The sequence below is a fragment of the Mesorhizobium sp. P2_H9 genome, assembly GCF_056403215.1.
Map to the genome: position 1 here is coordinate 526,309 of NZ_JBFUFX010000002.1, position 26,692 is coordinate 553,000.

The 26,692-nt window shown below is 63.1% G+C and carries 28 protein-coding genes; 18 read left to right on the forward strand and 10 right to left on the reverse strand.

From position 1 onward, the window contains the following. Positions 1-9: 9 nt before the first annotated feature. Positions 10-2,061, reverse strand: a complete 2,052-nt coding sequence (locus AC1DXN_RS05665; RefSeq protein ID WP_477272609.1) for a hypothetical protein — start codon at positions 2,059-2,061, stop codon at positions 10-12. Between the two features lie 188 nt (positions 2,062-2,249). On the opposite strand from AC1DXN_RS05665, the gene ypfJ reads away from it, so the two are divergent. Then, a complete protein-coding gene (gene ypfJ, locus AC1DXN_RS05670) occupies positions 2,250-3,179 on the forward strand; it encodes a KPN_02809 family neutral zinc metallopeptidase (RefSeq protein WP_477272607.1) in 930 nt (309 codons plus the stop codon). A 210-nt stretch (positions 3,180-3,389) separates the two neighbouring features. After that, positions 3,390-4,655, forward strand: coding sequence for a TCR/Tet family MFS transporter (locus tag AC1DXN_RS05675; RefSeq protein ID WP_477272605.1), 1,266 nt, complete (start codon positions 3,390-3,392; stop codon positions 4,653-4,655). Positions 4,656-4,877: 222 nt separating this feature from the next. Here AC1DXN_RS05675 and carA read toward each other — a convergent pair whose 3' ends face one another. Further along, positions 4,878-6,095, reverse strand: coding sequence for a glutamine-hydrolyzing carbamoyl-phosphate synthase small subunit (carA, locus tag AC1DXN_RS05680; protein ID WP_477272603.1), 1,218 nt, complete (start codon positions 6,093-6,095; stop codon positions 4,878-4,880). A 252-nt stretch (positions 6,096-6,347) separates the two neighbouring features. Here carA and AC1DXN_RS05685 point away from each other — a divergent pair, with 252 nt between their 5' ends. Then, the gene (locus AC1DXN_RS05685; RefSeq protein ID WP_477272601.1) at positions 6,348-6,797 is read left to right on the forward strand and encodes a GatB/YqeY domain-containing protein; all 450 of its coding nucleotides are present in this window, start codon (positions 6,348-6,350) and stop codon (positions 6,795-6,797) included. Between the two features lie 56 nt (positions 6,798-6,853). On the opposite strand, the gene AC1DXN_RS05690 is transcribed toward AC1DXN_RS05685, so the two are convergent. The 4 genes from AC1DXN_RS05690 to AC1DXN_RS05705 form a co-directional block, all read right to left on the reverse strand. Further along, positions 6,854-8,035, reverse strand: coding sequence for an MFS transporter (locus tag AC1DXN_RS05690; RefSeq protein WP_477272599.1), 1,182 nt, complete (start codon positions 8,033-8,035; stop codon positions 6,854-6,856). A gap of 128 nt (positions 8,036-8,163) precedes the next feature. Beyond that, entirely contained in the window at positions 8,164-8,373 is a 210-nt protein-coding gene (locus tag AC1DXN_RS05695; RefSeq protein WP_477272597.1) for a DUF2061 domain-containing protein, read from the reverse strand. Positions 8,374-8,468: 95 nt separating this feature from the next. Beyond that, the gene (locus tag AC1DXN_RS05700; protein WP_477245267.1) at positions 8,469-10,133 is read right to left on the reverse strand and encodes a Na/Pi cotransporter family protein; all 1,665 of its coding nucleotides are present in this window, start codon (positions 10,131-10,133) and stop codon (positions 8,469-8,471) included. A gap of 111 nt (positions 10,134-10,244) precedes the next feature. Beyond that, positions 10,245-10,424: a hypothetical protein gene (locus AC1DXN_RS05705; protein WP_477272595.1), complete on the reverse strand. Its 180-nt coding sequence runs from the start codon at positions 10,422-10,424 to the stop codon at positions 10,245-10,247. Between the two features lie 82 nt (positions 10,425-10,506). On the opposite strand from AC1DXN_RS05705, the gene AC1DXN_RS05710 reads away from it, so the two are divergent. The 8 genes from AC1DXN_RS05710 (at position 10,507) to AC1DXN_RS05745 (ending at position 18,684) form a co-directional block, all read left to right on the forward strand. Continuing rightward, positions 10,507-10,878, forward strand: a complete 372-nt coding sequence (locus tag AC1DXN_RS05710; protein WP_477245265.1) for an RcnB family protein — start codon at positions 10,507-10,509, stop codon at positions 10,876-10,878. Positions 10,879-11,020: 142 nt separating this feature from the next. Then, positions 11,021-12,961 carry a DNA primase gene (dnaG, locus tag AC1DXN_RS05715; protein WP_477272593.1) on the forward strand — a complete coding sequence of 647 codons (1,941 nt, stop codon included), beginning with the start codon at positions 11,021-11,023 and terminating at the stop codon, positions 12,959-12,961. A gap of 377 nt (positions 12,962-13,338) precedes the next feature. Beyond that, complete coding sequence (gene rpoD / locus AC1DXN_RS05720) at positions 13,339-15,363, forward strand: RNA polymerase sigma factor RpoD (RefSeq protein ID WP_477245261.1); 2,025 nt, start codon at positions 13,339-13,341, stop codon at positions 15,361-15,363. Between the two features lie 115 nt (positions 15,364-15,478). Continuing rightward, positions 15,479-15,964, forward strand: coding sequence for a hypothetical protein (locus tag AC1DXN_RS05725; RefSeq protein WP_477272591.1), 486 nt, complete (start codon positions 15,479-15,481; stop codon positions 15,962-15,964). 184 nt (positions 15,965-16,148) lie between these two features. Beyond that, complete coding sequence (locus AC1DXN_RS05730; RefSeq protein WP_477245259.1) at positions 16,149-16,442, forward strand: GYD domain-containing protein; 294 nt, start codon at positions 16,149-16,151, stop codon at positions 16,440-16,442. Positions 16,443-16,548: 106 nt separating this feature from the next. Further along, positions 16,549-17,184 carry a sulfotransferase family 2 domain-containing protein gene (locus tag AC1DXN_RS05735; protein WP_477272589.1) on the forward strand — a complete coding sequence of 212 codons (636 nt, stop codon included), beginning with the start codon at positions 16,549-16,551 and terminating at the stop codon, positions 17,182-17,184. A gap of 51 nt (positions 17,185-17,235) precedes the next feature. After that, the gene (locus tag AC1DXN_RS05740) at positions 17,236-18,300 is read left to right on the forward strand and encodes a DMT family transporter (RefSeq protein ID WP_477421488.1); all 1,065 of its coding nucleotides are present in this window, start codon (positions 17,236-17,238) and stop codon (positions 18,298-18,300) included. A 3-nt stretch (positions 18,301-18,303) separates the two neighbouring features. Then, positions 18,304-18,684 (forward strand): thiol-disulfide oxidoreductase DCC family protein, encoded by a 381-nt coding sequence (locus AC1DXN_RS05745; RefSeq protein WP_477272585.1) that lies wholly within the window; start codon positions 18,304-18,306, stop codon positions 18,682-18,684. 58 nt (positions 18,685-18,742) lie between these two features. Here the strand turns inward: AC1DXN_RS05745 and AC1DXN_RS05750 are convergent, their stop codons facing one another. Further along, complete coding sequence (locus AC1DXN_RS05750) at positions 18,743-19,000, reverse strand: DUF2798 domain-containing protein (protein ID WP_477272583.1); 258 nt, start codon at positions 18,998-19,000, stop codon at positions 18,743-18,745. Positions 19,001-19,274: 274 nt separating this feature from the next. Here AC1DXN_RS05750 and AC1DXN_RS05755 point away from each other — a divergent pair, with 274 nt between their 5' ends. The 3 genes from AC1DXN_RS05755 (at position 19,275) to greA (ending at position 20,936) form a co-directional block, all read left to right on the forward strand. After that, positions 19,275-19,949 (forward strand): PadR family transcriptional regulator, encoded by a 675-nt coding sequence (locus AC1DXN_RS05755; RefSeq protein WP_477272581.1) that lies wholly within the window; start codon positions 19,275-19,277, stop codon positions 19,947-19,949. Between the two features lie 100 nt (positions 19,950-20,049). Then, positions 20,050-20,346, forward strand: coding sequence for an HlyU family transcriptional regulator (locus tag AC1DXN_RS05760; protein ID WP_477272579.1), 297 nt, complete (start codon positions 20,050-20,052; stop codon positions 20,344-20,346). A gap of 107 nt (positions 20,347-20,453) precedes the next feature. Further along, positions 20,454-20,936 (forward strand): transcription elongation factor GreA, encoded by a 483-nt coding sequence (greA, locus tag AC1DXN_RS05765; RefSeq protein ID WP_477272577.1) that lies wholly within the window; start codon positions 20,454-20,456, stop codon positions 20,934-20,936. Between the two features lie 98 nt (positions 20,937-21,034). Here greA and AC1DXN_RS05770 read toward each other — a convergent pair whose 3' ends face one another. Continuing rightward, positions 21,035-21,670 carry an FMN-dependent NADH-azoreductase gene (locus AC1DXN_RS05770; RefSeq protein ID WP_477272575.1) on the reverse strand — a complete coding sequence of 212 codons (636 nt, stop codon included), beginning with the start codon at positions 21,668-21,670 and terminating at the stop codon, positions 21,035-21,037. 109 nt (positions 21,671-21,779) lie between these two features. On the opposite strand from AC1DXN_RS05770, the gene AC1DXN_RS05775 reads away from it, so the two are divergent. Beyond that, complete coding sequence (locus tag AC1DXN_RS05775; protein ID WP_477272573.1) at positions 21,780-22,736, forward strand: LysR family transcriptional regulator; 957 nt, start codon at positions 21,780-21,782, stop codon at positions 22,734-22,736. Here AC1DXN_RS05775 and AC1DXN_RS05780 read toward each other — a convergent pair. Further along, positions 22,669-23,295, reverse strand: a complete 627-nt coding sequence (locus tag AC1DXN_RS05780; protein WP_477272571.1) for a TetR/AcrR family transcriptional regulator — start codon at positions 23,293-23,295, stop codon at positions 22,669-22,671. The genes AC1DXN_RS05775 and AC1DXN_RS05780 overlap by 68 nt on opposite strands. Positions 23,296-23,361: 66 nt before the next feature. Between AC1DXN_RS05780 and AC1DXN_RS05785 the strand changes: the two genes are divergently transcribed. Further along, entirely contained in the window at positions 23,362-23,784 is a 423-nt protein-coding gene (locus AC1DXN_RS05785) for a VOC family protein (RefSeq protein ID WP_477272569.1), read from the forward strand. Positions 23,785-23,801: 17 nt separating this feature from the next. On the opposite strand, the gene AC1DXN_RS05790 is transcribed toward AC1DXN_RS05785, so the two are convergent. Next, on the reverse strand, positions 23,802-24,752 hold the full coding sequence (locus tag AC1DXN_RS05790) for a S1C family serine protease (RefSeq protein WP_477245237.1): 951 nt from the start codon (positions 24,750-24,752) through the stop codon (positions 23,802-23,804). A gap of 168 nt (positions 24,753-24,920) precedes the next feature. Here AC1DXN_RS05790 and AC1DXN_RS05795 point away from each other — a divergent pair, with 168 nt between their 5' ends. Both AC1DXN_RS05795 and AC1DXN_RS05800 read left to right on the forward strand, forming a co-directional pair. Then, the gene (locus tag AC1DXN_RS05795; protein ID WP_477272567.1) at positions 24,921-25,793 is read left to right on the forward strand and encodes a S1C family serine protease; all 873 of its coding nucleotides are present in this window, start codon (positions 24,921-24,923) and stop codon (positions 25,791-25,793) included. An 8-nt stretch (positions 25,794-25,801) separates the two neighbouring features. Beyond that, positions 25,802-26,464: a helix-turn-helix transcriptional regulator gene (locus tag AC1DXN_RS05800; RefSeq protein WP_477272565.1), complete on the forward strand. Its 663-nt coding sequence runs from the start codon at positions 25,802-25,804 to the stop codon at positions 26,462-26,464. The last annotated feature ends 228 nt before the right edge of the window (positions 26,465-26,692 follow it).

The window sequence follows — 26,692 nt, forward strand, 5'->3', positions numbered from 1 at the left end:
GCGGCGCCTTTACTCTTGGGTGTCTTGCACCCAGCTGCGCGGATGACCGTCGACGCGGAACTGAAAGATGAAATAGGGCGGGATGCAGGTGCCTTTGCCGGGTTTCGCCTCCGCCAGATCATCGTAGCCGGCGGTGCAGATATAGTCCTCGCGGCAGGGATGGGCTTTGTCGCAGGCGCGTAGACCAGCTGTCTTGGTGAATTCCTTGGTGCAGAATTTATGATCCTTGCCTGAGGCGATGCAGTCGTTGAAACCGGTCTTGGCAAGCCGTCCGCAAGTCGCCTCGTCGGGCAGTTTCTCGCAGCTCGCCTTGCGCAGCATGCCGCCGGGAAAGCCGCCAGTCTTCTGCTCGGGATTGTCATAGCGCTGGCGCGCCGCGCCATAGCCGGCGAGTTTTATCGGCGGTTTCTTGTCCCTGATAGGGTCGATGGCGCAAGCCTTGGCGGTTGCCGGCGACAGACGGCAGTATTGGTCGCTGCCCCATTTGGACATCTTGATCTCGCCGAACTCGACGGGGTCGCCGACAGCGGTTCCCGCTTCGCTGACGCAGGTGCCGAAGCCCGGATGGATGGCGCTCTCATGCACGCCGGCGCAGCGCAGGCCTTCGTCGCAGATCCAATCCTTGAAGCTCGCATCCTCGCCGCGATAGCAGATCGAGCCCCAGCCATTGTAGAGATCAGTGCCTTTCAGCGCCTCGGCATACTTGGCGTCCGGCCGGGCAGCGAAGCCGCGGGTAAAATCGGGATGGCCGCCGGCGGCGAATTCCTCGACGATGGCGCGGCGGCGCGGCAGGTCGGCGAAGAACACCGCAGAGCCCGGCACGAAGACCGCGTTGCGTCGCGGTTCGCTGGCCGGATCGGCGCCGGTGTAGTGGAAGCCGGCAATGCCGTGCGTCTGGTGGCAGCCGGTGCAGCTCATCTCGTTGAGCCGCAGGTTGAAGCCGGCAACCGACTTCACAGTTTTCAGCTCGTTGCCCCTGGCGACATAGTCTTTCAGCGCCTTGTCGACGGTGTCGTCATCGAGCAGCCCGTAGGCCAGATTGTTCTGCGACCGGCTCATGCCGCCCGGCGCCACCGAGACGGCGCTGGTCGCCAGGAATTTCTCGTCGATAACCAGCCGGCCGCGATCGAGGTCGTAAATGTTGCGGTCGGTGAGCAGCCATTTGGCGAAGGCCTGCCTGTCGGCCAGCACCAGTTTGCGGTCGATCTCGTTCTCCATCTTCGATTCCTGGAAGGTGGTGGTGGCAGGATCCCATTTGAAGATCTTCAGCAGATATTCGGCGTGGCCACCGAAATCGCGGCGGGTCGAGGCCGACAGCCGCAAAACCTGCATGTTGAGCTCGAGCCGCATGATCTGCGAGGAATTCAGCATGGCGTTCGAAAGCGGGCCCTCGTCCGAGCGCAGCCATGCCGCCAATTGGTCGGGATCGAGGTCCTTTTGCCCGGCGGCAAGCCAGCGCTTGGCGACATCCGCACAGGAGGCGCCAGTGGCGCTGGGGCGGTCTTTCGAGGCACGGGCCTGCGCCTCGGTGGGCCTGGCGTTGAAGACCAGGCTCATGGTCAGCGGCAGGCGAGACGAGATGCGCTGGCCTGGTGTCTCCTCGACCGAATAGTGAAAGCGGTAGATCAGCCTGATCTCGCCGCATTGGGTGTGGCCGAGATAGCCGCGATCCATGCGGTTGACGACGCCGGTGAGGTCGAGCGTCGAGCCATTGTCGTCAATGTATTTGGGGTTGAATTTCTGGCTGGTGTCCTTCGAATTGGCCAGTGCCGCGACATAAGGGTCTGGGCTGTTGCCTGGCTCGTCGATGATTTGCTGCTTGACGGCGTTGCGCACCGGGGTCAGCGCGTGTACCGAAAACAGCCCGTGATTATCGACATCCCGCGTCAGGCCAAGTGCTGGCCCAAGCAGGCGGCTGATCGAGAGGCCGCCGCGCTCGAGCGCCTGCAAGGTTGCGGGGTCGGTGACGGCGACGCTGGAATCGAGCGTGACGGCGCCGGCCGACCAGGGGCCGAGGCAAAGCAGCGCCGCCAGCAACAAGAATCGGCCGATCGTTCGCAAGTGCCCTCACACCCCTGTTCAAGCTGGATGCTACAGCGCCTGTGCCCTCTCGGCCAGAGCGGCGAAGCGGCGACACCAGCGGCGAAAAATGCTGTGACTTGGTGCAACCATTGGGCTAATTGTTTGTTGGGTCGGACCGGGCCATGAGATCGGCAGGTCAACCGAAACGTGCATCACGGGGAGTTGCCATGCTCTGGAAGGGCCGCCGTCAGAGTGACAATGTCGAGGACGAGCGCAGCGACAGCGGTGGCGGTGGGATCGGTGGCGGCAGCCCCGGTCAGTTTCGTGTCCCGATTGGCGGCCGCACCGGTGGCGGCGGCAGCATCTTGCTCGTCATCCTGGTGGTGCTCGCTGGATGGTATTTTGGTTTCGATCCATCACAGATCCTGGGCGGCGGCGATGGCGGCCTGCTGCCGGGCGGCGACGGTCAGATTACCGACAACAGCGGCGGGCAGGACGCCGGTACCGGTGCGCCGGCCTCCGACGAGATGAAGCAGTTCGTTTCGACGGTCCTGGCCGAAACCGAGGACACCTGGACCGGTATTTTCCAGGCCAACGGCCTGAAATATGAGGATCCCAAGCTGGTTCTGTTCAGCGGCCAGATACGCTCGGCCTGCGGTGCCGCCTCGACCGCGGCTGGACCGTTCTACTGTCCCGGCGACCACAAGGTCTATCTCGACACCAGCTTCTTCCAGCAGCTCGACCAGCAGTTCGGTGCCTCGGGCGACTTCGCCCAGGCCTATGTCATCGCGCATGAGGTTGGCCATCACGTGCAGAACCTCACCGGCATCCTGCCCAAGTTCAACCAGATGCGGCAAGGCATGAGCGAGGCCGACGCCAACCACATGTCGGTGCAGGTCGAACTCCAGGCCGACTGTTTCGCCGGCATCTGGGCGCACTTCACCGCGCAGAAAGGCATTCTGGAGCAGGGCGACATCGAGGAAGCACTGAACGCGGCTCAGAAGATCGGCGACGACACGCTGCAGAAGAAGATGCAGGGCTATGTCGTGCCGGAAAGCTTCAACCATGGCACGTCGCAGCAGCGGCAGACATGGCTGGCGCGCGGCTACAAGAGCGGCAAGCTTTCCGACTGCGACACGTTCAACAATCCGATCTGAGGCACTGGCCGACCAGGCACTGGCCGATCCGAGGCACTGGAATTTTCTGAAAAACCGACGCATCCAGCGATGCGGTTCGGGCAGCATCCATCGTGGCAAGTGATGTCAGGATGAGAATATCTGACCCGTTCCCTTATTGTTCCTGGCGGCGGGCTCGCCTATAAGGTGCGTCCGCCTGCGCCCCAGGGCGAGCAGAGGAGCCAGACCACCATGATCGACCCCAAAACCGCCAGGCGGGGCCTTGCGCTCGTTTTCACCACGCTGCTGCTCGACATTATCGGCTTCGGCATCATCATGCCGGTGCTGCCCGCCTATCTCAGGGAACTGACCGGCGTCAGCATCAGCGGCGCGGCTATCGAGGGCGGCTGGCTGTTCTTTGTCTATGCCGCGATGCAGTTCTTCTTCGCGCCCATCATGGGCGGGTTGAGCGACCGCTTTGGACGGCGGCCGATCCTGCTCGCCTCGGTGCTGACCTTTGCCATCGACAATCTGATCTGCGCCGTCGCCTGGTCGTACCCGATGCTGTTCATCGGGCGTGTGCTGGCCGGCGTTTCGGGAGCCAGCTATTCGACGACATCAGCCTTCATCGCCGACATTTCAACCGATGAGAACCGGGCGAAGAATTTCGGCCTGCTCGGCATCGCTTTTGGCGTCGGCTTCGTCATCGGCCCGGTTCTGGGCGGGCTGCTCGGCACGTTCGGGCCGCGCGTGCCGTTCTATTTCGCCTCCGGGCTTGCCTTCGTGAATTTCCTGATCGCGATGTTCTTCCTGCCGGAAACGCTGGATGACAAGCACCGCCGCCGCTTCGAGTGGAAGCGCGCCAACCCTGTCGGAACGCTCCTCCAGATGCGCCAATACAAAGGCATTGGCTGGATCGGGCTCGTCTTCTTCCTGATGACGCTCGGGCACATGATGTACCCGGCGGTGTGGTCGTTCGTTTCCACGTACCGCTATGGCTGGAGCCAACAGCAGATCGGCTTTTCGCTGGGTGCGTTCGGCCTGTGCGGAGCGATCGTCATGGCGACGGTGCTGCCGCGTGTGATCCCAAGGCTTGGTGAGTGGAAGACGGCGGCAATCGGTCTGGCGTTCACGGCACTCAGCGCCTTCGGCTATGCCTTCGCGTCGCAAGGCTGGATGATCTATGCCGTGATCGTCGTCGGCTGTCTCGAAGCGTTGGCCGACCCGCCGCTCAGGAGTCTGGCCGCCGCCAAGGTGCCACCTTCGGCGCAAGGCGAACTCCAGGGCGCTATGACCTCGATCTTCTCGATCACCTCGATCATCACGCCGCTGCTCTATACGGCGATCTTTTCCTGGTTCACCGGGCCGAGCGCGCCGGTGACCTTCGGTGGCGCGCCCTATCTGGTCGGCGGGTTGTTCATGACGCTGGCGCTCATCGTCTTCGTCACCAAAGTGGCGAGGTCGGCGGCACTTGGAAAAGTTGCGACCGGCGTCGCGGAAGATGGGGCCAAGATATGAGCCATGCGAGCCGCATCGTCCTGACGTGACGTTTGCGCCGCCCCTCATTGCCCTGCCGGGCATTTCTCCCCGTATAGTGACGGGGAGAAAGACGCCGTCGCCGCCGCTTTCGCCAATCGTCAACGTTGCTGTAAGAGCGCCGAGGTTGCGACAAGCCCCTTCTCCCCGTTTACGGGGAGAAGATGCCGGCAGGCAGATGAGGGGCGGCGCTAACGGATCGGCTCAAGCCCGCTCAGACAGCAATTCTTCGCCGCGCTTTTCACGAATGAGATTGACGAAGCGGCGGAACAGGTAGTGCGAATCCTGCGGGCCGGGCGAGGCTTCGGGGTGATGCTGGACCGAGAACACCGGCCTTCCGGTCAGCGCGATGCCGCAGTTCGAGCCATCGAACAGCGAGACATGGGTTTCCTCGACGCCGTCGGGCAGCGAGTCGGCATCGACGGCAAAGCCGTGGTTCATCGAGACGATCTCGACCTTGCCGGTGGTGTGGTCCTTGACCGGATGGTTGGCGCCATGATGGCCCTGATGCATCTTGGCGGTCTTGCCGCCCAGCGCCAGCGCCAGCATCTGATGACCGAGGCAGATGCCGAACACCGGAATGTCGGTCTTCAACAGGTCCTGGATGACCGGCACGGCATAGTCGCCGGTGGCTTCCGGGTCGCCGGGGCCGTTGGAGAGGAAGATGCCGTCCGGCTGCATCGCAAGAATCTCTTCGGCGCCGGTGCTGGCCGGCACCACAGTGACCTTGGCGCCGAGACCGGCGAGCAGCCGCAATATGTTGCGCTTGACGCCATAGTCGATGGCAACGACGTGCATGGACGGCTCGGCCTGTTCGCCAAAGCCTTCGTTCCACACCCATTGCGTCTCGCGCCAGACCGAGGACTGGCCGGAGGTGACTTCCTTGGCGAGATCGAGCCCAATCAGGCCGGACCACGCGGCGGCGCGGCGCTTGAGATCATCAAGGTCGAAGACGCCGTCGGGCGCATGCGCAATGACGGCATTGGGCATGCCCTTTTCGCGGATCAGCGCGGTCAGCGCACGGGTGTCGATGCCCGAGAGGGCAACGATGCCGCGCTTCTTCAGCCACTGGTCGAGGCCGGTGCCGGCGCGGTAGTTGGACGGGTTGGTGACATCGGCCTTGAACACGGCGCCGACGGCGCCTGAACGTGCCACCGGGTTGAGATCCTCGATGTCCTCGTCATTGGTGCCGATGTTGCCGATATGCGGAAAGGTGAAGGTTACGATCTGGCCGGCATAGGACGGATCGGTGAGGATTTCCTGGTAGCCGGTGAGCGCGGTGTTGAAACAGACTTCGGCGACGGCGGAGCCGGTGGCGCCGAGACCGCGACCCTCGATGACCGTGCCGTCGGCCAGCACCAGCAGCGCGGTCGGCTTTTCGGTGGCCCAAGCGGGTGTAGACGCAGCGGTCATCGTGGCCATGGCGGCGCTCCTAAAAGGCTGCTTGCGGATTGTCGCGGGCAGCAAACGGCGCGGCAGCGATTTCTCGAGCCTGCGCGCGCTAATTCATTGTCTTATGCAAGGCCGAGTACATAGGGGAAGGCGCCAGAACGGTCAATCATGCCGTGCCAAAACGGTGGGCATTTGTTTCGTCAAACAATATCAGTGACTTGGCACGTTTGCTTTACGAGTTCGCCGCGGTTATTGTCCGCGCCGTTCTAAGGAGAAAGCATCATGCGCGCAAAAATCGCCGAATCCCTGAAGAGCGCGATGAAGGCGCAGGACAAGCGCCGGCTGCCGACGCTACGGCTGATCCAGGCCGCCATCCATGACCGCGACATCCTCAATCGCGGGTCCGGCAAGGAGCCGGCCAGCGACGAAGAGATCCTGCAGATCCTGGCCAAGATGGTGAAGCAGCGCGAGGAGTCGGCCAAGGCCTTCGACGACGGCAAGCGGCCTGAACTTGCCGCGCAGGAGCGCGACGAGATGGCCATCATCCGTGATTTTCTACCGACGCAGCTCGACGATGCCGCGGTGACGGCCGCGGCGCGTGAGGCGATCGCTGCCACCGGTGCCGCCAGCCAGAAGGATATGGGCAAGGTGATCGCTGCGCTGAAGCAGAAATATGCCGGCCAGATGGATTTCGGCAAAGCGAGCGGCATCGTCAAAGGCCTGCTGCAGTAAGGATTTCCCCGATGCCGCCGTTCGGGTGTGAGCCGACGCCGGCTTGGCGCTGATGCCTATTCGGCGGCGGCGGGGACAGGCGGGGTAGCGTTGCTGCGCCCCTCCGAAATGAAGGAAACGGCGGCGACCGCCACCGCGACCAGCATGGCAAGCGCGCCGACGACCGGCAGGCTGCGATAGCCATAGCCGGCATTGAGCATGGCGGAACCGAGCGATGCGGCGAGCGCGATGCCGACATTGAAGCCGGACGGAATGAGCGACGAGGCGAGGTTGGAGGCGTCTGCCGTCCAGGCCAGGATGCGGGTCTGGATCGGCGTGCCGATGGCGAAGTTGAGACCGCCCCAGACGATGATCGCAACGACCATCGGCAGCGGATAGGGGCTGACGGCATAGATGACGACAAGGGTTACCGCTTGCAGGAGAAGCATGGTGATCAGCGACGGCATCAATTTCCAGTCGGACAGCTTGCCGCCGAGGAAGACGCCGATCGTGGCGCCGACGCCATTGAGCAGAAGCACCCAGGGCACCAGGCTCTTGTCGAGGCCGGTAACTTCAAGCAGCGTCGGCGTGATGTAGGTGAACAGGGTAAACTGGCCGATCATCAACATCAGCATCAGGATCAGCGAGGTCCAGACCTGCTGGCGGGCCAGCACGCGCACCTCGCGGGCAAAGCCTGCCTGCTGGTTCATCGCACCTGCCGTGCGTGGCAAAAGCGCCAGCATGGCCAAGGTCGCGACCACGCCGAGTGCGCACATCACCCAGAAGGTGGCGCGCCAGCCCCACAGCGTGCCGATCGCGGTTCCGGCTGGAACGCCGATGACGTTGGAGACGGTGAGGCCGGACAGGATGACCGCCACCGCCATGCCGCGCTTGTCCTCGGGGACGAGGCCGACCGCGACCACCATGGCGACACCGAAATAGGCGCCATGCGCCACAGCGACGGCAATGCGTAAAAGCAGCATGGATGCAAAGTCGGGCGCCAGCGCACAGGCGGCCTGGCCGAAGGTGAAAGCGATCGCCAGGCCAAGCAGCAAGGTTTTGCGCGAAAAGCCTTTGGTTGCGAGCGTCAGCAGCGGGCCGCCGATCGCGATGCCGCAGGCGTAGCCGGAGACGAGATAGCCTGATGTGGGGATCGAAACGCCAAGGCCGTCCGCCACCTGCGGCAGCACGCCGGCGATAACGAACTCGGTGGTGCCGAAGGCGAAGGCGGCAAAGAACAAGGCGAAAAGCGGCAGCATGGCGCGGAAGCGTCCTCGAATGGAGTGGCCTCAAACCACGGATCGGCACTGCCGGCAATGCAGAAATTGTCGAAGCCGCTTTAGGTTTTCTTGACCGTCTCGCCTTCGTCCGTGTGCTTCCAGCGAGGTTAAGCAGCCGTTTTCCGTCCGTAAGGAATCTTCAGCCACGCCCGTTCATGAAAATAGTAAAGCAGCGACTTGGTGACGACTTCGGTCAGGCCGATGGTAGCGGCGAGCTTGATGCTGCCGGTCACGACGAGCGAGATGATGATCGTGTCGATGGTGCCGGTGACGCGCCAGGAGAGCGCCTTGGCGAAACTGCGCGAATGCGTATCCATCGATTTTCCTCCCGGTGGACTTTGATCGATCCTTAGCCGACGGACAGGAGGCGGCGCAAAGATATTCTTGCGGCCAGTTGAACTCGTGAGACCGCTCAACTCGCCTTCAGCCGCGAGCCGGTGAGCAGGCCGCGTTCTTCGAGCACGGGGTAGGCCATCGACGCCAGCAGCGAGTTGATCTGCTTGAGGTCGCGGATGGTGTCGAGATGGATCGAGCTGGTCTCGACGCTCTTGGCGGTGCCGTCGCGCAGCCGCACGAAATGGCTGGCGCTGGTTTCCTTCTCGCGGTCGCGCAGCCGGTCCTTTTCCAGGACAAGCTGGCGGGCGGTCTCGGGATCGCGCGATACCAGAACGTTGAAGGCAAGTCGCGCATTTGCAAGCACCGAGGCGTGGAAGGCGCAAAGCTCGCGCCAGCCCTCGGGCGTGAACTCAAGCCCGCGCTCCAGCTTCTTCTTCACATGCACCAGCATGTTGCGCACGATGATGTCGCCGACCTGTTCGAGCTTGACGCAGGCGCCGATCAGCTCCTGGCAGCGCAATGCCTCATCTTCGGTCAGCGGGTTCTTGGTGACCTTGGCCAGATAGAGCTTGATCGCCGCGTGCTTCCGGTCGACGCGGTCGTCGAGTGCCGCCAGCGCCTTTATCTTGTCGGCGTCGGCGCTCTCATAGAGCTCGATGATGCGCTTGAGCATAATCTCGACCGTCTCGCAGACGCGCACCACCTCGCGCGCGGCGTTGGCCAGTGCCTGGCTCGGCATGTCCAGCGCACTGTCGTTGAGCGCGGACAATTCGACGACATCGAGCGCGTTGGCCGGTACCGGCGGGGTGCCCAGCGCCACGATCTTTTCCGAAGCGCGGTAGACGAGGCCCGCCAGCGGCAGGCCGGCGAGCAGGATCAGGACATTGAACAGAATGTGGGCGTTGACGATCTGGTCGGGCACGGTGGCGCCGAGAAAGGCGACCGGTGGCTTGAAGGTCATGAACAGGATCAGCATCACCAGCGAGCCCATGCCGCGCATCAAAAGGTTGCCGATCGGCACGACGCGTACGCCGGGCTCGGCATTGCGGGTCAGCAGCGGGGCGATGATCGACGAGCCGAGATTGACGCCGAGCACCAGCACGATGCCGAGCTCCGGCGGGATGAAGCCGCGGCCGGCGAGCGTCACCATCAGCAAAACGGCGGCGATCGAGGAATGGAACAGCCAGGTGATGAGCGCCGCCAGCAGATAGGCGGTGATCGGGTCGCCGGAGAAATAGTTGACGATCATCGGCATCAGCGTGCTCTGGCGCAGCGGCTCCGACGCCTGGCCGATCATTTCCAGCGACAGCAGCAACAGGCCGATGCCAACCAGGATGCGGCCGAACTGGCGCCAGTCGCGCCGCTCGGTGGCCATGAACATGACGGTGCCGGCGGCAAGGCAGATCGGCACCAGCAGCGACAGGTCGAAGGTCAAAAGCTTGACCACAAGGGCCGAGCCGATCTCGGCGCCGCGCACCGCAAGCTGGCCCGATATCCCTGAGACGATGCCGGCGCCGGCGAAGGAACCGACCAGCAGAGTGACGGCGGTGGAGCTCTGCAGCGCGATCGACAGGCCGCAGCCGGCCAGCACCGCCATGATCGGATTGCGCATGGTGGCGCGCAGTTTGTGGCGCAGCACATCGCCATAGGCGCGCTCGACGCCGGTCTTGACCATGCGGGTGGCAAACAGCATCAGCGCCACGGCGCCGGCCAGATGCAGGAGGACGACGGAGCCGCTCATCTTGTTGTGTGCATGCCAACAGGGGCCGCCACGCGGACAGCGTGGCGAGCGGGGTGAAAGACAGGGGTACGAATCATGATCATGGCAGCGACCGATAATAGTCCGAATATTTTAGCCGGATAATAAAATCTTGTCGATTTCAGGGACTGTTGCGGCGCGACAGGCGGTGTCGGAAAATGGACGGATGTCGAAATGGCTGCGGTGGTGTGGCGGATCGACTGAGGTCGCTGCACTGACGGCGTCTGCCTTTGCGATGATGTTCAGTTCTCTTGGATAAACGAAGGAATTCATTACATAATTGTAATGCGCGCGTTCAGTTTCAGTTCATCCCCTGGCCGCTACTCCTTGGGCATCGACAACCAAGGAGACTCCTATGAAACGCATTGTTCTTTCCGTTCTCGCTGTCTCGATGCTGGCCGCCACGTCCCTGACGGGTCAGGCTGCACCGCTGAATGTGCCCGCAGCACCGCAGTCGAATTACACGCAGGTCGACTGGCAGCAGCCCGGCAAGCACGTCGACGTCAGGAAGCGCGTCATCGTCAAGAAGCGCGTCGTGGTGAGAAATAACCACTGGAGGCACGGCCAGAAATATTCCGGCTGGAAGCGCCACCAGCCGATCCGCGACTACGGTCGCTATGGCCTGCATCGTCCCGGCCGCGGCCAGGAGTGGATCCGCGTCGGCAACGACTATGTGCTGGTCAGCATCCTCTCCGGCATCATCTTCGGCGCCATCGCCGCGCACTGATCCGGGCTTATGCTGAACCATGAAAGGAAGGCGGTCAGTGATGGCCGCCTTCCATTTTTGCCCTGTGGAAACCGGGTATGGCTCGCATTGGGGGTCGTCGGATTTCGCCGGTATGATTATATGGTGGAGAAAAGAGTTTCCCATGCGCTTTCCGCCCGCCTTCCTCGACGAGATACGCGACCGCGTGCCGATTTCCTCGGTGATCGGCCAGCGCGTCGCGTGGGACCGGAAGAAGACCAACGCGTCGCGCGGCGACTATTGGGCGTGCTGTCCGTTCCATGGCGAAAAGAGCCCGTCCTTCCACTGCGAGGACAAGAAGGGCCGCTACCATTGTTTCGGCTGCTCGGTTTCGGGCGATCACTTCAAGTTCCTTACCGAGCTTGATGGGATGAGTTTTCCCGAGGCGGTCGAGAAGATCGCCGATATGGCCGGCGTGCCGATGCCGGTTCGCGATGCCAATGAGGAGCGGCGCGAGAAGGAACGCGCCAGCCTGACCGATGTCATGGAAATGGCGACCACCTTCTTCCAGGAGCGGCTGCAAGGGCCTGAGGGGGCAAAGGCCCGCGCCTATCTCAGGGACCGCGGGCTGACGCCGGCGACGCAGCAGTCGTTCCGGCTCGGCTATGCCCCGGACAGCCGCAACGCGCTGAAGGAGCATCTTGCGGCCAAGGGCGTGCCGAAGGCCGACATTGAGGCTTGCGGGCTGGTGCGTCATGGCGACGACATTCCGGTGTCCTATGACTGGTTCCGCGATCGCATCATGTTTCCGATCCCGGATTCGAGAGGCAAGATCATCGCCTTCGGTGGCCGGGCGCTGGCGCCCGATGCGCTGGCCAAATACATGAACTCGCCCGACACCGAGCTCTTCCACAAGGGCAATGTGCTCTACAATTTCGCTCGGGCTCGCAAGGCGCTGGCCAAGGGCGGTACGGTCATTGCCGTCGAAGGTTATATGGACGTCATCGCACTGGCGCAGGCCGGTTTTGAGAATGCCGTGGCGCCGCTCGGCACCGCACTCACCGAAAACCAGCTCGAACTGTTGTGGCGCATGGCGCCGGAACCGATGCTGTGCTTCGACGGCGACCAGGCCGGGCTGAAGGCGGCATGGCGGGCCGCCGACATGGCGTTGCCGGCGGCGCAGGCGGGGCGCTCGGCGCGTTTTGCGCTGTTGCCGGAGGGCAAGGACCCTGACGATCTGGTCAAGGCCGAAGGGCCGGATGCGTTCCGGGCGGTGCTTGCCGAGGCGCGACCGCTGGTCGACCTGTTGTGGATGCGCGAGACGGCGGGCGGTGTCTTCGACACACCGGAGCGGCGGGCGGAACTGCAAAAAACGCTGCTGGAACTCACCAGCCGCATCCGCGACGAAAGCACGCGCTATCACTACCAGCAGGAAATGCGCGAGCGGGTGCGGAACTTCTTCAGTGCCCAGCGTACTGTTCGGCAAGATCGTCAGGATTGGAAACCGGGTCAGGGCAAGGCGCCCGCGCCCGGCGGACAGTTCGCGAAAGGCAGCGGCGCCGGCGGGCGCGCCGCGATCACAGAAAGCCTCGGCCGCTCCGCCATGCTCAAGCGCGGCGGCGAGATGATGTCGGTGCGCGAGGCGACGATCATCGTGGCGCTGATCAATCATCCGGCGCTGATCGACGAGAACTTCGCCCATGTCGAGTTCCTCGACCTCGCCAACACCGATCTGAAGCGGCTGCATGCAGCTATCCTCGACGCCATGGCGCATGACATGGCCAATGACCGCGCCGCGGTGATCGCGACAATTGAGCGCGCCGGCTGCAGCGACATCTGGGCGCGCTCGGTGGCGCTGATCAAGCGCGCCAGGCAATGGCCGGCGCTGGAAACCGCGGCGCTCGACGATGCCCGCGACGCCTTCAACCAGGCCCTGCACTTGCAGCGCAGCGCGCGCACCTTACATAGAGAGCTGAAACAGGCGCAAGCGGCGCTCGATGTGGATCCTTCGGACGAAAATTTCCGGCATCTGGTCGAGATTCAGGCGCAATTCAATGATGTGCAAGCGACGGAAGCGTTGATCGAAGGGTTTGGCGTGTCTTCAGGGCGTGCCGGGCGCGTATAGGTCGAAGCCTGCGTCGAAGTGAAAGAGCAAGAACGTGCTTACGCGTCGAATTGGGCGCGCGGCGCTCTAAGTCGGGTAATTGATTCGCTTTTTTCATGCGAATCATGCGAGAGGCGCTTGACCTTCTGGCAGAATGGCGGAATCAGGACGATTCGAAACGTTAACCGCACCCGGCGTCGATGGGCAATGCAACGATGTGAGGTACTGATCACTGGACAGGCAAGCTGCCTGCCACAGATATCAGGGTTAATCTGGACTTAACGAGAGATGCAGTTACTGGGCCCGGTGAAGCGCGTTTGACAACGAGCGCATCCGATTTGACCGGTCCGGCAGCATACGCGGCTTCAATGTTCAGCCGCTAGGAGAAAACAAAGACTATGGCGACAAAGGAAAAGGAAGAGGTCGAAACCGAACGCGAAGGCGCCACCGATGGCCCTCTGCTCGACCTTTCCGATGATGCTGTCAAGAAGATGATCAAGGCCGCCAAGAAGCGCGGCTATGTCACCATGGACGAGCTGAATTCGGTGCTGCCCTCGGAGGAAGTCACCTCCGAGCAGATCGAGGACACGATGGCGATGCTGTCCGACATGGGCATCAACGTGGTCGAGGACGACGAGCAGGGCGAGGAGCCCGAAGCCACTGATACGGCCGCCGACGCCGAGGAAGACGCCAACGAGCTGGCCGAGCAGACCGGCACCGCCGTTGCCGCCACCACCACCAAGAAAGAGCCGACCGACCGCACCGACGATCCGGTGCGCATGTATCTGCGCGAGATGGGCTCGGTCGAGCTTTTGTCGCGCGAAGGCGAAATCGCCATTGCCAAGCGCATCGAGGCCGGTCGCGAGACGATGATTGCGGGCCTGTGCGAAAGCCCGCTGACCTTCCAGGCCATCATCATTTGGCGCGACGAGCTCAACGAATCCAAGATCCTGCTGCGCGAAATCATCGATCTCGAAGCCACCTATGCCGGCCCCGAAGCCAAGCAGGCGCCGGTGGTCGAGCGTATCGAGGAGGCGCCCAAGGTCGAGGAAAAGTCGCGCCGTTCGCGCGATGAGGAAGAAGACATCACCAATGTCGGCGCCGATACGCGCGGGCTGGTCGATGACGACGAGGAAGACGAGGACGAGGCCAGCCTGTCGCTGGCGGCGATGGAAGCCGAACTGCGTCCGCAGGTGATGGAGACGCTCGACGTCATCGCCGACACCTACAAGAAGCTGCGCAAGCTGCAGGACCAGCAGGTCGAGAACCGCCTGGCTGCCGCCGGCACGTTGTCGCCCAGCCAGGACCGCCGGCTGAAGGAACTGAAAGACCAGCTGATCAAGGCGGTGAAGTCGCTGTCTCTCAACACGGCGCGCATCGAGGCGCTGGTCGAGCAGCTTTACGACATCAACAAGCGCCTGGTGCAGAACGAAGGCAAGCTGCTCAGGCTCGCCGAAAGCTACGGCGTGCGTCGTGAGGAGTTCCTCAAGGAATATCAGGGCTCGGAACTCGACCCGAACTGGACGCGCTCGATCGGCAATCTGACCTCGCGCGGCTGGAAGGAGTTCACCAAGAACGAAAAGGACGCGATCCGCGACCTGCGCGCCGAGATCCAGAACCTCGCCACCGAAACGGCGATCTCGATCCTGGAATTCCGCAAGATCGTCAATCAGGTGCAGAAGGGCGAGCGCGAAGCCGCGATCGCCAAGAAGGAAATGGTCGAGGCCAATCTGCGCCTCGTCATCTCCATCGCCAAGAAATACACCAATCGCGGCCTGCAGTTCCTCGACCTGATCCAGGAAGGCAATATCGGCCTGATGAAGGCGGTCGACAAATTCGAGTACCGCCGCGGCTACAAGTTCTCGACCTACGCGACATGGTGGATCCGGCAGGCGATCACGCGTTCGATCGCCGACCAGGCGCGCACCATCCGCATTCCGGTGCACATGATCGAGACGATCAACAAGATCGTGCGCACCTCGCGCCAGATGCTGCACGAAATCGGCCGCGAGCCGACGCCGGAGGAACTGGCCGAAAAGCTCGCAATGCCGCTCGAAAAAGTGCGCAAGGTGCTGAAGATCGCCAAGGAGCCGATCTCGCTCGAAACGCCGGTCGGCGACGAGGAGGATTCGCATCTCGGCGATTTCATCGAGGACAAGATGGCGATCCTGCCGATCGACGCGGCGATCCAGGCCAATCTGCGCGAGACCACCACGCGCGTGCTGGCCTCGCTGACGCCGCGCGAGGAGCGCGTGCTCAGAATGCGCTTCGGCATCGGCATGAACACCGACCACACGCTGGAAGAAGTCGGCCAGCAGTTCTCGGTCACCCGCGAGCGTATCCGCCAGATCGAAGCCAAGGCGCTGCGCAAGCTCAAGCACCCGAGCCGCTCGCGCAAGCTGCGGAGCTTCCTCGACAGTTAGGCTAGCTAGCGTGGAGAATGCAGGAGGGAGGTGGGCACTACGCCGCTATCTTCTGGATACTTTTGTGTTCTGTCTGGTAGGCCTTACCATTCACGGATCGGCTCTACTCGGAGCCATGTTCTTCGGCCATTCTTTTGTGCCGTCGCAGGCTTATCTGAGCAGCCACGATATGATCGCGAAATCGCTAGCGATACCCGGAGGCTGCTTGATATTCGTCCTTTGCTGCCGAAAGTTCGCAAAGGACTTCCAGGCCTCGGACGTATCCGCCAAGACCCTTATTCTTTCCGGTTTCGGTGTTCTCGTGTTGCCTTTTATTTTCGGGGTTGTTGTCCGTGCAACTGTCCTGACTGCGTACCCGCTTTGGTCTGCGGCGCTGATGGGGGAGCATACGCAACTCGAATTCTCCGTCGATCATGTAGGGGGGCCGTCATTCCGCTGTCCAAACAGAGTGGTTCTGGCGGGTATGCCGATAATGACCGACACCCTATGCGGTATCCCAGATGATTTTCGTAAGACACTTCATCAGGGCACTCGGGTCGTGTTGACAGGGCGCGGCACGGCTGACGGGCTTTTTGCGACGGGAATCGGTGTTGTTCACTAACTGGCGCCCATTTTCGTTCGTGGTGCACGCGATGGTGCGCCAAACCCGCCGCTCTTGCGGCTGGTATCCTTCGGGCAGATAATCTCCAGGTCGGATGCATTTTCTGGGCGACAACCCGGCTGCCCGCCCCGGCGAAGGTCAATGACCTGGCGCCGTGCTCCGTGGCCCCGGAGGGAGGTGTGCCATGACAACTTACATCGTGCTTATCAACTGGACGGAACAGGGCGCCAAAAATGTGCGCGACTCGCCAAAGCGGCTCGATGCCGCCAGGAAGATGCTGGGGGACATGGGCGGCTCGTTCAAGGCGTTCTACCTGACCATGGGCGAATGCGACATGGTGGCGGTGGTCGAGGCGCCCGACGATGCGGTGCTCGCCCGCTTCTCGCTGATGCTGGCGAGTGGCGGCAACGTCAAGACGCGAACGCTGAAGGCTTTCCCGGAGGTTGCCTATCGCGAGATCATCGCATCACTCGGATAGGATACTGGCCAGACTCCAGCAGCGAGCGACAAGACCAAATAGTTTTCTCGATCGCTCACAGTCAGGCGCCGCTTGACGGCGCCTGATCCGGCAACAATGAAAAGAAATGCTCCTCTCGCTCGAGAAAAACTTCATTTTCATTCACATCCCGAAGACCGCCGGGAGCTCGATCACCCGTGCGCTGCGGCCGTGGTGCCCGAAGCCGAAGCCGACGCAGTGGCGGCGCCTGCTGTCGCATCTGCCGGTTCGAGAAGCGCCGGAAAAGGCAAATTTCAACCAGCATGACAGAGCCAGCTGGCTGCGGCGCAAACTGCCCAACCCGCTCTACGACGGCGCCTACAAGTTCGCCGTGGTGCGCAACCCTTTCGACCTGGCCGTCTCCAATTTTCATCATTTGCGCAGGAGCACGCGGCGACGCCGGCATCGACAGGCGCAGGGCTGGGACTTCAAGGCTTTCCTGCACTATCTCGAACGCAAGAACCGCGTTGCAAAGATCGACCAGACAAGCTGGATCTCGGACGGCCAAGGAAACCTCATCGTCGATGAGGTCCTGCGTTTTGAGACGCTGGCCGAGCATTTCGATGGCCTGGTCGAACGGCTCGACCTGCCGGGCGACGTGACGCTTCCCAGGGCGAACGTCAACGCGCCCTTTGACTATCGCACGCACTATGATGACGAGGCGAAAAGCATCGTTCGGAGGCTCTATTTCAGAGATTTCGAGCGCTTCGGCTACGAATTCTGATTTCGGGCGCGTAACGGGAAGACGGGACGCGACGTCGTGGTAGGATGGGTGATGTCTGAACCGCATTCACATTCGCATCTGTGGCCCGGTGTGCCGCTTGCCCTCGGCTCTGCCGCTTTGTTTGGTGCGGCGCCGCCGCTTTCCAAGCTGCTGCTCGATAGCATCAACCCCTTCATGCTGGCCGGCCTGCTCTACCTCGGTGCGGGTGTGGGGCTGGCCGTATTTCGTCTGCTTCGAGGCGCGGAAGCCCGGGCCGGCGAAGCACAGCTGGCGCGCAAGGACGTGCCATGGCTGGTGCTGGCCATCGGCATGGGCGGCATCGTCGGGCCGGTGCTTCTGATGTTCGGCCTCACACTGAATACGGCATCCAGCTCCGCGCTGCTGCTCAACCTCGAAGGGCTGGCGACCATGGCGATCGCCTGGCTCATCTATCGCGAGAATGTCGACCGGCGTCTGCTTTTCGGTGCCTTCGCCATCCTTGCCGGCGCGGTTCTGTTATCGTGGGAGGGCAAGGGTGTAGCGTTCAACCTTGGCGCCCTGCTGGTGGCCGGAGCCTGTCTGGCATGGGGTCTGGACAACAATTTCACGCGCAAGATCTCGGCCACCGACCCGGTGGTCATCGCCATGCTTAAGGGTCTTGTGGYGGGCATCGTCAATGTCGGGCTCGGCTTCATTGCCGGTGCCTCATTTCCCGCCGCGTCCTTTGTCGCTGCTGCGGCCGCTGTCGGCTTTCTCGGCATCGGCGTCAGCCTGGTAATGTTCATCCTGGCGCTGCGCCATCTCGGCACGGCACGCACAGGAGCCTATTACTCGCTGGCTCCGTTCATCGGCGCGCTGCTTGCCATCGCTGTCGTCGGCGATCCCTTGACGCTGAAGCTGGCGATTGCCGGACTTCTGATGGGCGTCGGCCTGTGGCTGCATCTTTCTGAACGCCACGATCACGAGCACGATCACCAGGCTCTTGAGCATGAGCATAGTCATATCCATGACGAGCACCACCAGCACCATCATGACGGGCCGGTCACCGAGCCGCATTCGCACCCACACCGGCATGCGCCGATGCGCCACGCGCACGCGCACTATCCCGATCTGCATCACCGGCATGACCACGGCTGACATATGGCCGGGCCTCTGCTGACCGTCTGGTACAACACACGCTGCCCGGTCTGCGATGCCGGCATCGTCAGGCAGAAGCGGCGGCTGATCGAGGCGATCAAGGCCGGGCGGATCGAATTTCGCGACATCAATGCCGAGCCGGCGGCGCTGGCCAAATACAATGTCTCGCTGGAAGACATCCGCCGCCGGCTGCACGCCACCGACGCGCAGGGCAAGCTGCTGGTCGGCGCCGATGTCGCGGTTGCCGTGTGGAGAGCGACGCCGGGCGAGGGCTGGCTGGCTTCGCTGTTCGGCAATCCCGTTGCGCTGCCGTTGTCGCGGTTTGGCTACGACCGCTTCGCCGATCTTCTCTATGGCTGGAACCGGCGCAAGGGCCGCTGGTAACTGGCATTCTTGCAGTTTGAAAGGCCCGGAAGCATTTCCGAGCCTTTCCCGTGGGCTTCTATCGGGTCGCAGGTTCGCACAGCCAGCCGACGATGCGGCGCACTACGGGCAGCACCAGCAGCAGCGTCGGAAACGCCACCAGCCAGGACAAACCCCAGGCGGTGAGCCAGATGGCTGGCAGGCCGGGTTGGAAGCCGAGGCTTTTCAGCGTCGAGATGAACGAGACGATGAAGGTCATCAGCAGCGACAGCACCAATGGGCTGATGATCGTCGCATAGCGCGCCGGCAGCTTCCTGCGCTGGTTTTTCATGGTCATTGGGATTTTCCCTGAAGTGTCCGGTCCGTCGCATTGGCATCCATTGGCCGGTTGTCGGCACAATTGCCCGGAAAGACCGGGGTTGGATGCGTTGCTTGACGTCAGACGCTTACGGAGCAGCCAAGGGCACTCAAGCGGCCTTCTAGCCGGACTGGCCGACGATATCAATCCCCGCTGGCGACCTTCTTAGATACATCGTAAGATATATCTTGACTCTCCGGGGGCCTGCGTTTACTTAAGATATATCGTAAGATAGAACTCAAGGAGTATTTCAATGCACAAACATCATCCCTTTGGCGAACGCGCCGAGCGCGCTTTCATGCACATGGCCGGCAAATTCGGCGGCCGCGGCGGCGGCTTCGGCCCGTTCGGGCACGGCGGTCGTGGCGGTGGCCGCGGTGGACCGGGCGACATGTTCCGCGCCGGACGCATGCTGGCCGATGGCGATCTCAAGCTGATCACGCTGTCGCTGTTGGCTGAGGCGCCGCGCCACGGCTACGACATCATCAAGGCGCTGGAGGAGCGCACCAGCGGCATCTACAGCCCAAGCCCGGGCGTTGTTTATCCGACGCTGACCTTTCTGGAAGAGGCCGGCTACGCCACGTCCGCCGCCGATGGCAACAAGAAGGTGTTTTCGATCACCGAGGAAGGGCAGGCGCATCTCAACGAAAATCGCGAGATGATCGACGGCGTGCTCGAGCATCTCGAGCGCTTCGGCCGCAAGATGGCCAAGGCGCGCGACTGGTTCGGCTGGAACGACGACGGCGAGGAAGGCGGACGGCGCGGTGGACGTGGTCGCTCGGATGCTCGCGACGAGTTTCGCGCCGTGCGCCACCGCTTGCGTGCGACTCTGGGCGACTTCGTCGATGCCCCGGCCGACAAGCAGGCCGAGGCGATCGCCATTCTCGAAGGCGCCGCCGAGGCACTGGAAGCGCTGTCACGCGGCTGACCTCTGGCGAGAACCCTTGCCCGTTTGACTGAGGAACGGTACTGAAAATTATCCTGCACCGCGAGGTGGTGCGGGATGATTGCCGTTGGAGGAAGCCCCCATGTCTTTTCTGAAGCGTCTTTTCGGCGGTGGCGGCGGTAAAGCGGGCGTGCCAAAGAGCGCTGCGCCGGCAAAGCAGGTCGAGCACAAGGGATTTTTGATCAGCGCCACGCCCTACAAGGCGGAGGGCGGCCAGTACCAGACCTGCGGCGTGGTCTCGAAGGAAGTCGGCGGCGTCCTGAAGGAACACAAATTCATCCGCGCCGATCGCTTTGCCGGGCTGGACGACGCCGTCGACATCTCGATCAAGAAGGGCATGCAGCTGGTCGACGAGCAGGGCGAGAGGATGTTCGGGTAGGGGCCGAACTGGTCGAGGCAACGAACGCAGGCTTTGCGCCAGAAGCGGTTATTCACCGCCGGTTTCTCGAATGACGGCACTGGGCCGCAAGCAGAGAGTCTCGACAATTGAGCGTAGCATTTGCCAAGGAGGAAAGCGCCGAGGCGGCATCGGAAACCATCCTGCCGGCTCGCCCTATCTCCGATCGGATCAACCTTGTCACGGAGGCGGGCCTCAAGATGCTGCAGGTTGAATTGGCTCGCGCTCAGCAAGCTCTCGAGGCTGCTAACGTGCTGGAAGATGTCAACGAGAGGCGACGCCAGTCGGCGGTTCCGGTTCGAGATATGCGCTATTATGCCGAGCGCGTGCGTACGGCTCAGCTTATGTTGGCGCCCACGTCGAATGAAGTGATCGCCTTCGGGCACACCGTTACCTTCAAGCGTGATGATGGCCGCACTCAGACCTTCCGCATCGTCGGTGAGGATGAGGCCAACCCGTCTCAATCTTCCATATCGCATGGTTCGCCGGTTGCCATCGCGCTGACTGGCAAAACCGTTGGCGACTTTGTCCAGCTAGGGCAGCGCGAACTTGAGATCCTGTCCATTTCCTAGTTGGGCATGGCGCACGACCGGAGCAAGGATAGTGCGCCTGACAGCAAAAAGGCAGGCGCCGCAGCGCCTGCCTTTTCAATGCGGATGACGGGGTGTGCTTACGCGGCGATTTGCGCGCTCGCGGTCTTGGCCACCACCGCGTCGACCTTGGCCGTCGCCTTGGCGAGCGCGGCGGTCACCGCGTCCGGACCCATGCCGACGCCTTCGATGCGGATGACGTCGACGTCGGTCATGCCGAGGAAGCCGAGCACGCCGCGCAGGTAGGGGATGGCGTGATCGAACTGCACGGCTGCACCTTCGGAATAGATGCCGCCCGAGGCCAGCACGATGTAGACCTTTTTGCCGGTGACGAGGCCCTTCGGGCCGTTCTCGCCATAAGCAAAACTCTTGCCGGAACGGGAGATGTGATCGACCCAGGATTTCAGCGTGGAAGAAATGCCGAAATTGATGAAGCCGGTGGCAAGGATGATGGTGTCGGCGGCGAACAGTTCGTCGAGCGCGACATCGGAAACGCCGACCACTTCAGCCTGGCGCGGGGTGCGGGCCTCGACAGGCGTGTAGATGCCGGTCGAATAGTCGGCGTCGATGTGCGGCAGCGGGTTGGCGACGAGGTCGCGCACGACAAGCGTCGCCGACGGATCGGCCGCGAGCAATTTCTGAGCGAATTCAGTGGCGATGCGGGTCGAGTGCGAGGCGGCGCCGCGCGGGCTGGATGTGACGAGAAGGATGGACATGGGGGCTCTCCAGGGTTGGAATGAATTGTCCAGCCAGATATGGAGCCTCCGACCCATTTGAAAAACTGGTATATTTTGTATAGTATCCATCTACAATCTGGATATGATGATGCAACCCAACCCGACGCTCGACCAGCTTCAGATCCTCGTGGCCGTGTCCGACACCGGCAGTTTCTCGGCGGCCGGCCGAAAGCTCAACCGCGCGCAATCCGTCATCAGCTATGGCATCGCCAATCTCGAGGCACAGCTTGGGCTGAAACTGTTCGAGCGCGAGGGCACGCGCGAGCCACAGCTGACCGAGATCGGCCGGGCGATGCTGGAAGATGCGCGGCGCATGGTCGGCGTGCTGCAGCGCATTCGTTCGCGTGCCGACGGTCACCATCAGGGATTGGAGGCCGAAGTCGCGCTTTCGGTCGATGCGGCACTGCCGTCGCCGGTGCTGGTGCGGGTGCTGAAGGCATTCGAGGAACAATTTCCAACCGTGATGCTGCGCCTGCATATCGGCTCGCTCGGCCTGATCCCCGATCATGTCGTCAGCGGACAGTCCGATCTTGGCATTGGTGGCCTGCTGGGGGAGGTCGACGTGCATCTCGTGCGTATCGGCTTCATGTCGATCGTGCTGGCTGCCGCGCCCACCCACCCTCTGGCGCTGCTGCCGAAACCGGTGGCGATCGAAGATGCGCGCGAACACACCCAGCTCGTTGTCACCGACCAGTCCGAACGCACCAAGGGACGCGACTTTGGTGTCTTTGCCTATCGTACATGGCGGCTGACGGATGTGCGTATTAAACATACGTTGATGCGCGAGGGCCTGGGCTGGGGTGGGTTGCCGCGCTGGCTGATCGCCGACGATCTGGCCAGCGGCAGGCTGGTGGAACTCGATCTGGAGCCCTACAGCGAGGTGCGCTCATCGCTCTATGCCATGCACCGCGCCGACCGCAGCCCGAAACCGGCGGCGGCCTGGTTGATCGACCAGTTCAAAAGTCAGCTCGGCTGCTTCAACGAGTTCGAGCCGGGGCAGGTGCCTGAGGAAGAGCCGGAGACAGTCCGTCGATCAGCGCCATGAGAACGGTGCGGTAGTCCTCGGCTGAGGCGCCGGCCTCGATGGCGAGCGCTGCGCGGTCGAAGGCGGCGGCGAGCAGCGCCGTCAGCGCTTCGGCCGGCAACCGTGTCATTGCCTGCGCGCGCATCGCCGCAACGAGGCCCTCGCGCAAGGAGCGACTGCCGTGGCGGTTGTCGATTGCGTCCATGGCGGCGCGGCCAAGCACAGCCGGTCCGTCGAGCAACAGAAGCCGGGTGCGGCCGGGCGTGCGCATGGCGGCAAGATAGGCGTCGGAGCCGGCAATCAGTGCGTCGCGGGGGAACAAAGAGGGCGGCGAGGCGCGCTCGATCTCTTGCGCCACAGCCGCCGCCTCCTGCTCGACCACGGCGGCGAACAGCGCCTGCTTGTCGGCAAAGTGGTGATAGAGCGCGCCGCGGGTGACGCCGGCAGCCGCGACAATCTCGGGTGTGCCGGTCTCGGCATAGGATTTTTCGGTGAACAGTTTTCGCGCTGCCGCGATCAGGTCGGCGCGTGTCGCTTCGGTGCGGTCGCGGTTTGAGCGGCGAGCGGATTCCTGTTGCATACATGCAGCCTGTATGTTATTTCAACTTACATGCAGACTGTATGTTGTTCGGCGGGAGAAGGAAAGATGAAGACGACGAGCTATTATCCGGTGCTGATGACGGGCGACGTTGCCGGCACGGCAGCCTTCTATGTCAACCACTTCCGCTTCAAGCCGCTGTTTGCGAGCGACTGGTACGTGCATCTGCGGTCGACCGACAGCAAGCGCGTCAATCTCGGCATCGTCCAGGGCGACCATGAAACGATCCCGGAGGAGGGGCGGGGCCGCACATCAGGGCTGCTGATTAATTTCGAGGTCAGGGATCCGGACGCGGTCTACGAACGGATCCTTGCTGCCGGCCTGCCGATCCTGCGCAGTTTGCGCGACGAACCCTTCGGCCAGCGTCATTTCATCACCCAAGATCCCAATGGCGTGTTGATCGACGTGATCAAGCCGATCCCGCCGAGTGAAGAATTTCTGGCGCAATTTGTTGAAGGAGTGGCCGGCTAGACGGGCGGAGCAAGGCCTCAGCTGGCTCTTGCCACCGGCGTCACCGTCACCTGGCTCACTCCGGTGCGGCGCACGACGGTGCACAGCGTCTCGCGGCCGATGCGTTCGGCATCCAGCATGCGCACCAGATCGTCGACTCCGGTGACCGGGCGGCCGTCTATTGCCGCGATGATGTCGCCCTCCTTCAGGCCGGCCTTGGCCGCCGGGCCGTCCTTCTCGATGCTGCGCAGGCGCACGGCCGTACTGCTCGACACTTGCGACAGGAGGGCGGCGCGGCGTGGCAGGTTGGTTGTGTCCGCCGAAATGCCGATGAAGGCGCGCCGCACGCGGCCGAAGCGGATGATTTCCGAAATGACGAAGTTGGCGGTGTTGGAGGCGACAGCGAAGGCAATGCCTTGCGCGCCGTGGATCATGGCGGTGTTGACGCCAATGACCTCGCCGGCCGAAGACACCAGCGGCCCGCCGGAATTGCCGGGGTTCAGTGCTGCGTCGGTCTGGATGACGTCGTCGATCAGCCGGCCGGTGGAGGCGCGCATCGAGCGGCCGAGCGCCGAGACGACGCCTGCCGTAACCGTCCATTCGAAGCCCAACGGATTGCCGATGGCGATGGCGATCTGGCCGCGCCGCAGACGCTTGGAATCGCCGAGCGGTGCGACGTCGGTAAAGCTGCCGTCGGCGCGCACCAGCGCGATGTCGGTGTCGGGGTCGCGGCCGAGCACGCGGCCTTCGCTGGAGGCGCCATCCGGCATCGAGACGCGCACCGTGCGGGCATCGCCGACGACATGGAAATTGGTGACGACCAGTCCGTCGGGTGCGATGACGAAGCCCGAGCCATGGCCGCCGGCGCCACCGATGCGCTCGATGCGGCAGACGGCCGGGCCGATGCGATCGACCGCGTCGGCAACGGTCGTCGAATAGGTGTCGAGCAAGGTATCGTCGGATTGGAATCTTGGGGCGAGGAGGGCCATCGACGGGCTCCGTGTTATCAGGCCAAAGGATGACTATATGTGCGAAGCGGCCCATTCGGCCGCGACCTGACCAGATGGCCAGTCGGATCAGCAACTAGCCGTCAGGCGAGTACAAGCGAACGCGTAGCCGAGCGATATCTGGGGCACGAGAAAACCCAGGAGACACCAATGAGCGACTTCAATCTGAGCGCATTTTCCGATGCCATCGCCGACATCGCGGCAACCGCGGCACCGGTGGCGGCAAGCTTCGCCACCCATCACCACCGCACGGCAACCGCCTTCCATTGGCGCGACGGCTATTTCGTCACCGCCGAAGAGGCGGTGGAAACCGGCGAAGAGATCGAGCTGACGCTGGCCTCCGGCGAGACCGTGAAGGCCGAACTGGTCGGGCGCGACCCGTCGACCGGTGTCGCCTTGCTGAAGCCGGCAGGTGCTGTCAGCGCACCTGCGTTAGCCAAAGCGGGCGCGGTGCGGCCGGGCAACCTGGCCATCGCCGTTGGCAACAGCGATGGTTCGGCGCTCGCCGTGTTCGGCACGGTCGCCGAGGTTGGCCCGGCCTGGCGCTCGATGCGCGGCGGCACGATCGACCAGCGCATCAATCTTGCGGTCGGTGCCGGTGGCCGTTTCGAGGGCGGCCCGGTGCTCGACGCCAAGGGTGCGTTGATCGGCATGCTCTTGTTCGGGCCGCGCCGCCGCGCGCTGGTCATGCCCTACGAGACGATCGAGCGGGCAGTGGCGACGCTGCGCGAGAAAGGTTACGTCGCGCGCGGCTATCTCGGCGCCGGCCTGCACCCGATCCGCAATGGTGATGCGCATGGCGCCATGGTGATGAGCCTCGACGACAATGGTCCGGCCAAGGCCGCCGGCCTCTCTCTCGGCGACATCATCGTCTCGTGGAATGGCGAAGCGGTGCACGGTCCGCGCGAGCTGATCCGCAAGCTCGGGCCTGACAGTGCCGGCGCCTCGGTGACGCTCGGCGTGGTGCGCGGCGGCGAGACGCGCGAGGTCGTGCTGACCATCGGCGAAAAGCCGCTGAGCTGAGAGGATCGATGGCAGGCAGCGAGGCTGACGGAATCGCAAGTGCCGGGATCATGGGGCGGCGGCTGACGGTGCTGATCGCGCTCGGTGATGCCGCGCGCGCCGAGCGCCTGTCTGCTGCGCTTGCCATGAGCGACGATCTGCTGCCGGTTGTCGTCGGCGGCGGCGAGGTGGCTGATGTCGCCATCGTGGATGGCGACGCGCCGGAAAACGCGCTGAGCGGCAGCGGCATTGATGCACACATACCGCGTGTGCTGCTCTCCCCGGGGGCAAACCGCGTGCGGCCGACGGGTGCAGTGTTTGCCGTGCTGCCGGCGGCAGCGGACGCGCTGCTGATCGCCGCTGCCGTGCGGCTGGCGGCGGCGGGCTACCGGATTTCCGGCGAGGGCCGGTCCGTGCCCGATCGGCGTGACGATTTCCATGACGGCGATGGCGACCTGTTCGAAGATGAAACGCTCGACGGCGTTTCATCCAGGCCATCGCTTTCGCCGCGCGAGAGCGAAGTGCTGGCGCTGCTGGCGGAGGGCGCGCCCAACAAGGTCATCGCGCGGCGGCTCAACATTTCCGTGCATACGGCGAAGTTCCACGTCGCCGCGATCCTGATCAAGCTCGGCGCCGCCAACCGCACCGACGCGATTGCCATCGCCATGCGGCAGGGCCTGGTGCTGGTTTAGGTTCAGCCGATGTTCAGGTGAGGTCGGCCTGCAAACGGCGACTTCCTGCGCTTCCGGTGCTCACGTACTTAAGTACGCTCCGCTCCGGTTCTCAGAAGCCACCATTTTCGGCGCGGCCTGACCTGAATCTCAGCAGACCTAATCCCGCCATCGCTTTCAACCCTACGCAGCGTAATCAGCTTTGCATGCGTTGGGGCCTTGCGCACTGCATTGTGGCCGCGCAAAGGT

Coding starts and splice junctions, on each gene's coding strand:
- AC1DXN_RS05705 (WP_477272595.1), bottom strand. CDS start 10,424: ATGAATTCCTTCGTTTATCCAAGAGAACTGAACATCATCGCAAAGGCA.
- AC1DXN_RS05725 (WP_477272591.1), top strand. CDS start 15,479: ATGTTCTTCGGCCATTCTTTTGTGCCGTCGCAGGCTTATCTGAGCAGC.
- AC1DXN_RS05675 (WP_477272605.1), top strand. CDS start 3,390: ATGATCGACCCCAAAACCGCCAGGCGGGGCCTTGCGCTCGTTTTCACC.
- ypfJ (WP_477272607.1), top strand. CDS start 2,250: ATGCTCTGGAAGGGCCGCCGTCAGAGTGACAATGTCGAGGACGAGCGC.
- carA (WP_477272603.1), bottom strand. CDS start 6,095: ATGGCCACGATGACCGCTGCGTCTACACCCGCTTGGGCCACCGAAAAG.
- rpoD (WP_477245261.1), top strand. CDS start 13,339: ATGGCGACAAAGGAAAAGGAAGAGGTCGAAACCGAACGCGAAGGCGCC.
- AC1DXN_RS05760 (WP_477272579.1), top strand. CDS start 20,050: ATGTCTTTTCTGAAGCGTCTTTTCGGCGGTGGCGGCGGTAAAGCGGGC.
- AC1DXN_RS05710 (WP_477245265.1), top strand. CDS start 10,507: ATGAAACGCATTGTTCTTTCCGTTCTCGCTGTCTCGATGCTGGCCGCC.
- AC1DXN_RS05800 (WP_477272565.1), top strand. CDS start 25,802: ATGGCAGGCAGCGAGGCTGACGGAATCGCAAGTGCCGGGATCATGGGG.
- AC1DXN_RS05745 (WP_477272585.1), top strand. CDS start 18,304: ATGGCCGGGCCTCTGCTGACCGTCTGGTACAACACACGCTGCCCGGTC.
- AC1DXN_RS05695 (WP_477272597.1), bottom strand. CDS start 8,373: ATGGATACGCATTCGCGCAGTTTCGCCAAGGCGCTCTCCTGGCGCGTC.
- AC1DXN_RS05690 (WP_477272599.1), bottom strand. CDS start 8,035: ATGCTGCCGCTTTTCGCCTTGTTCTTTGCCGCCTTCGCCTTCGGCACC.
- AC1DXN_RS05700 (WP_477245267.1), bottom strand. CDS start 10,133: ATGAGCGGCTCCGTCGTCCTCCTGCATCTGGCCGGCGCCGTGGCGCTG.
- AC1DXN_RS05785 (WP_477272569.1), top strand. CDS start 23,362: ATGAAGACGACGAGCTATTATCCGGTGCTGATGACGGGCGACGTTGCC.
- AC1DXN_RS05780 (WP_477272571.1), bottom strand. CDS start 23,295: ATGCAACAGGAATCCGCTCGCCGCTCAAACCGCGACCGCACCGAAGCG.
- AC1DXN_RS05750 (WP_477272583.1), bottom strand. CDS start 19,000: ATGACCATGAAAAACCAGCGCAGGAAGCTGCCGGCGCGCTATGCGACG.
- AC1DXN_RS05730 (WP_477245259.1), top strand. CDS start 16,149: ATGACAACTTACATCGTGCTTATCAACTGGACGGAACAGGGCGCCAAA.
- dnaG (WP_477272593.1), top strand. CDS start 11,021: ATGCGCTTTCCGCCCGCCTTCCTCGACGAGATACGCGACCGCGTGCCG.
- AC1DXN_RS05755 (WP_477272581.1), top strand. CDS start 19,275: ATGCACAAACATCATCCCTTTGGCGAACGCGCCGAGCGCGCTTTCATG.
- AC1DXN_RS05770 (WP_477272575.1), bottom strand. CDS start 21,670: ATGTCCATCCTTCTCGTCACATCCAGCCCGCGCGGCGCCGCCTCGCAC.
- AC1DXN_RS05685 (WP_477272601.1), top strand. CDS start 6,348: ATGCGCGCAAAAATCGCCGAATCCCTGAAGAGCGCGATGAAGGCGCAG.
- AC1DXN_RS05775 (WP_477272573.1), top strand. CDS start 21,780: ATGCAACCCAACCCGACGCTCGACCAGCTTCAGATCCTCGTGGCCGTG.
- AC1DXN_RS05790 (WP_477245237.1), bottom strand. CDS start 24,752: ATGGCCCTCCTCGCCCCAAGATTCCAATCCGACGATACCTTGCTCGAC.
- AC1DXN_RS05735 (WP_477272589.1), top strand. CDS start 16,549: ATGCTCCTCTCGCTCGAGAAAAACTTCATTTTCATTCACATCCCGAAG.
- AC1DXN_RS05795 (WP_477272567.1), top strand. CDS start 24,921: ATGAGCGACTTCAATCTGAGCGCATTTTCCGATGCCATCGCCGACATC.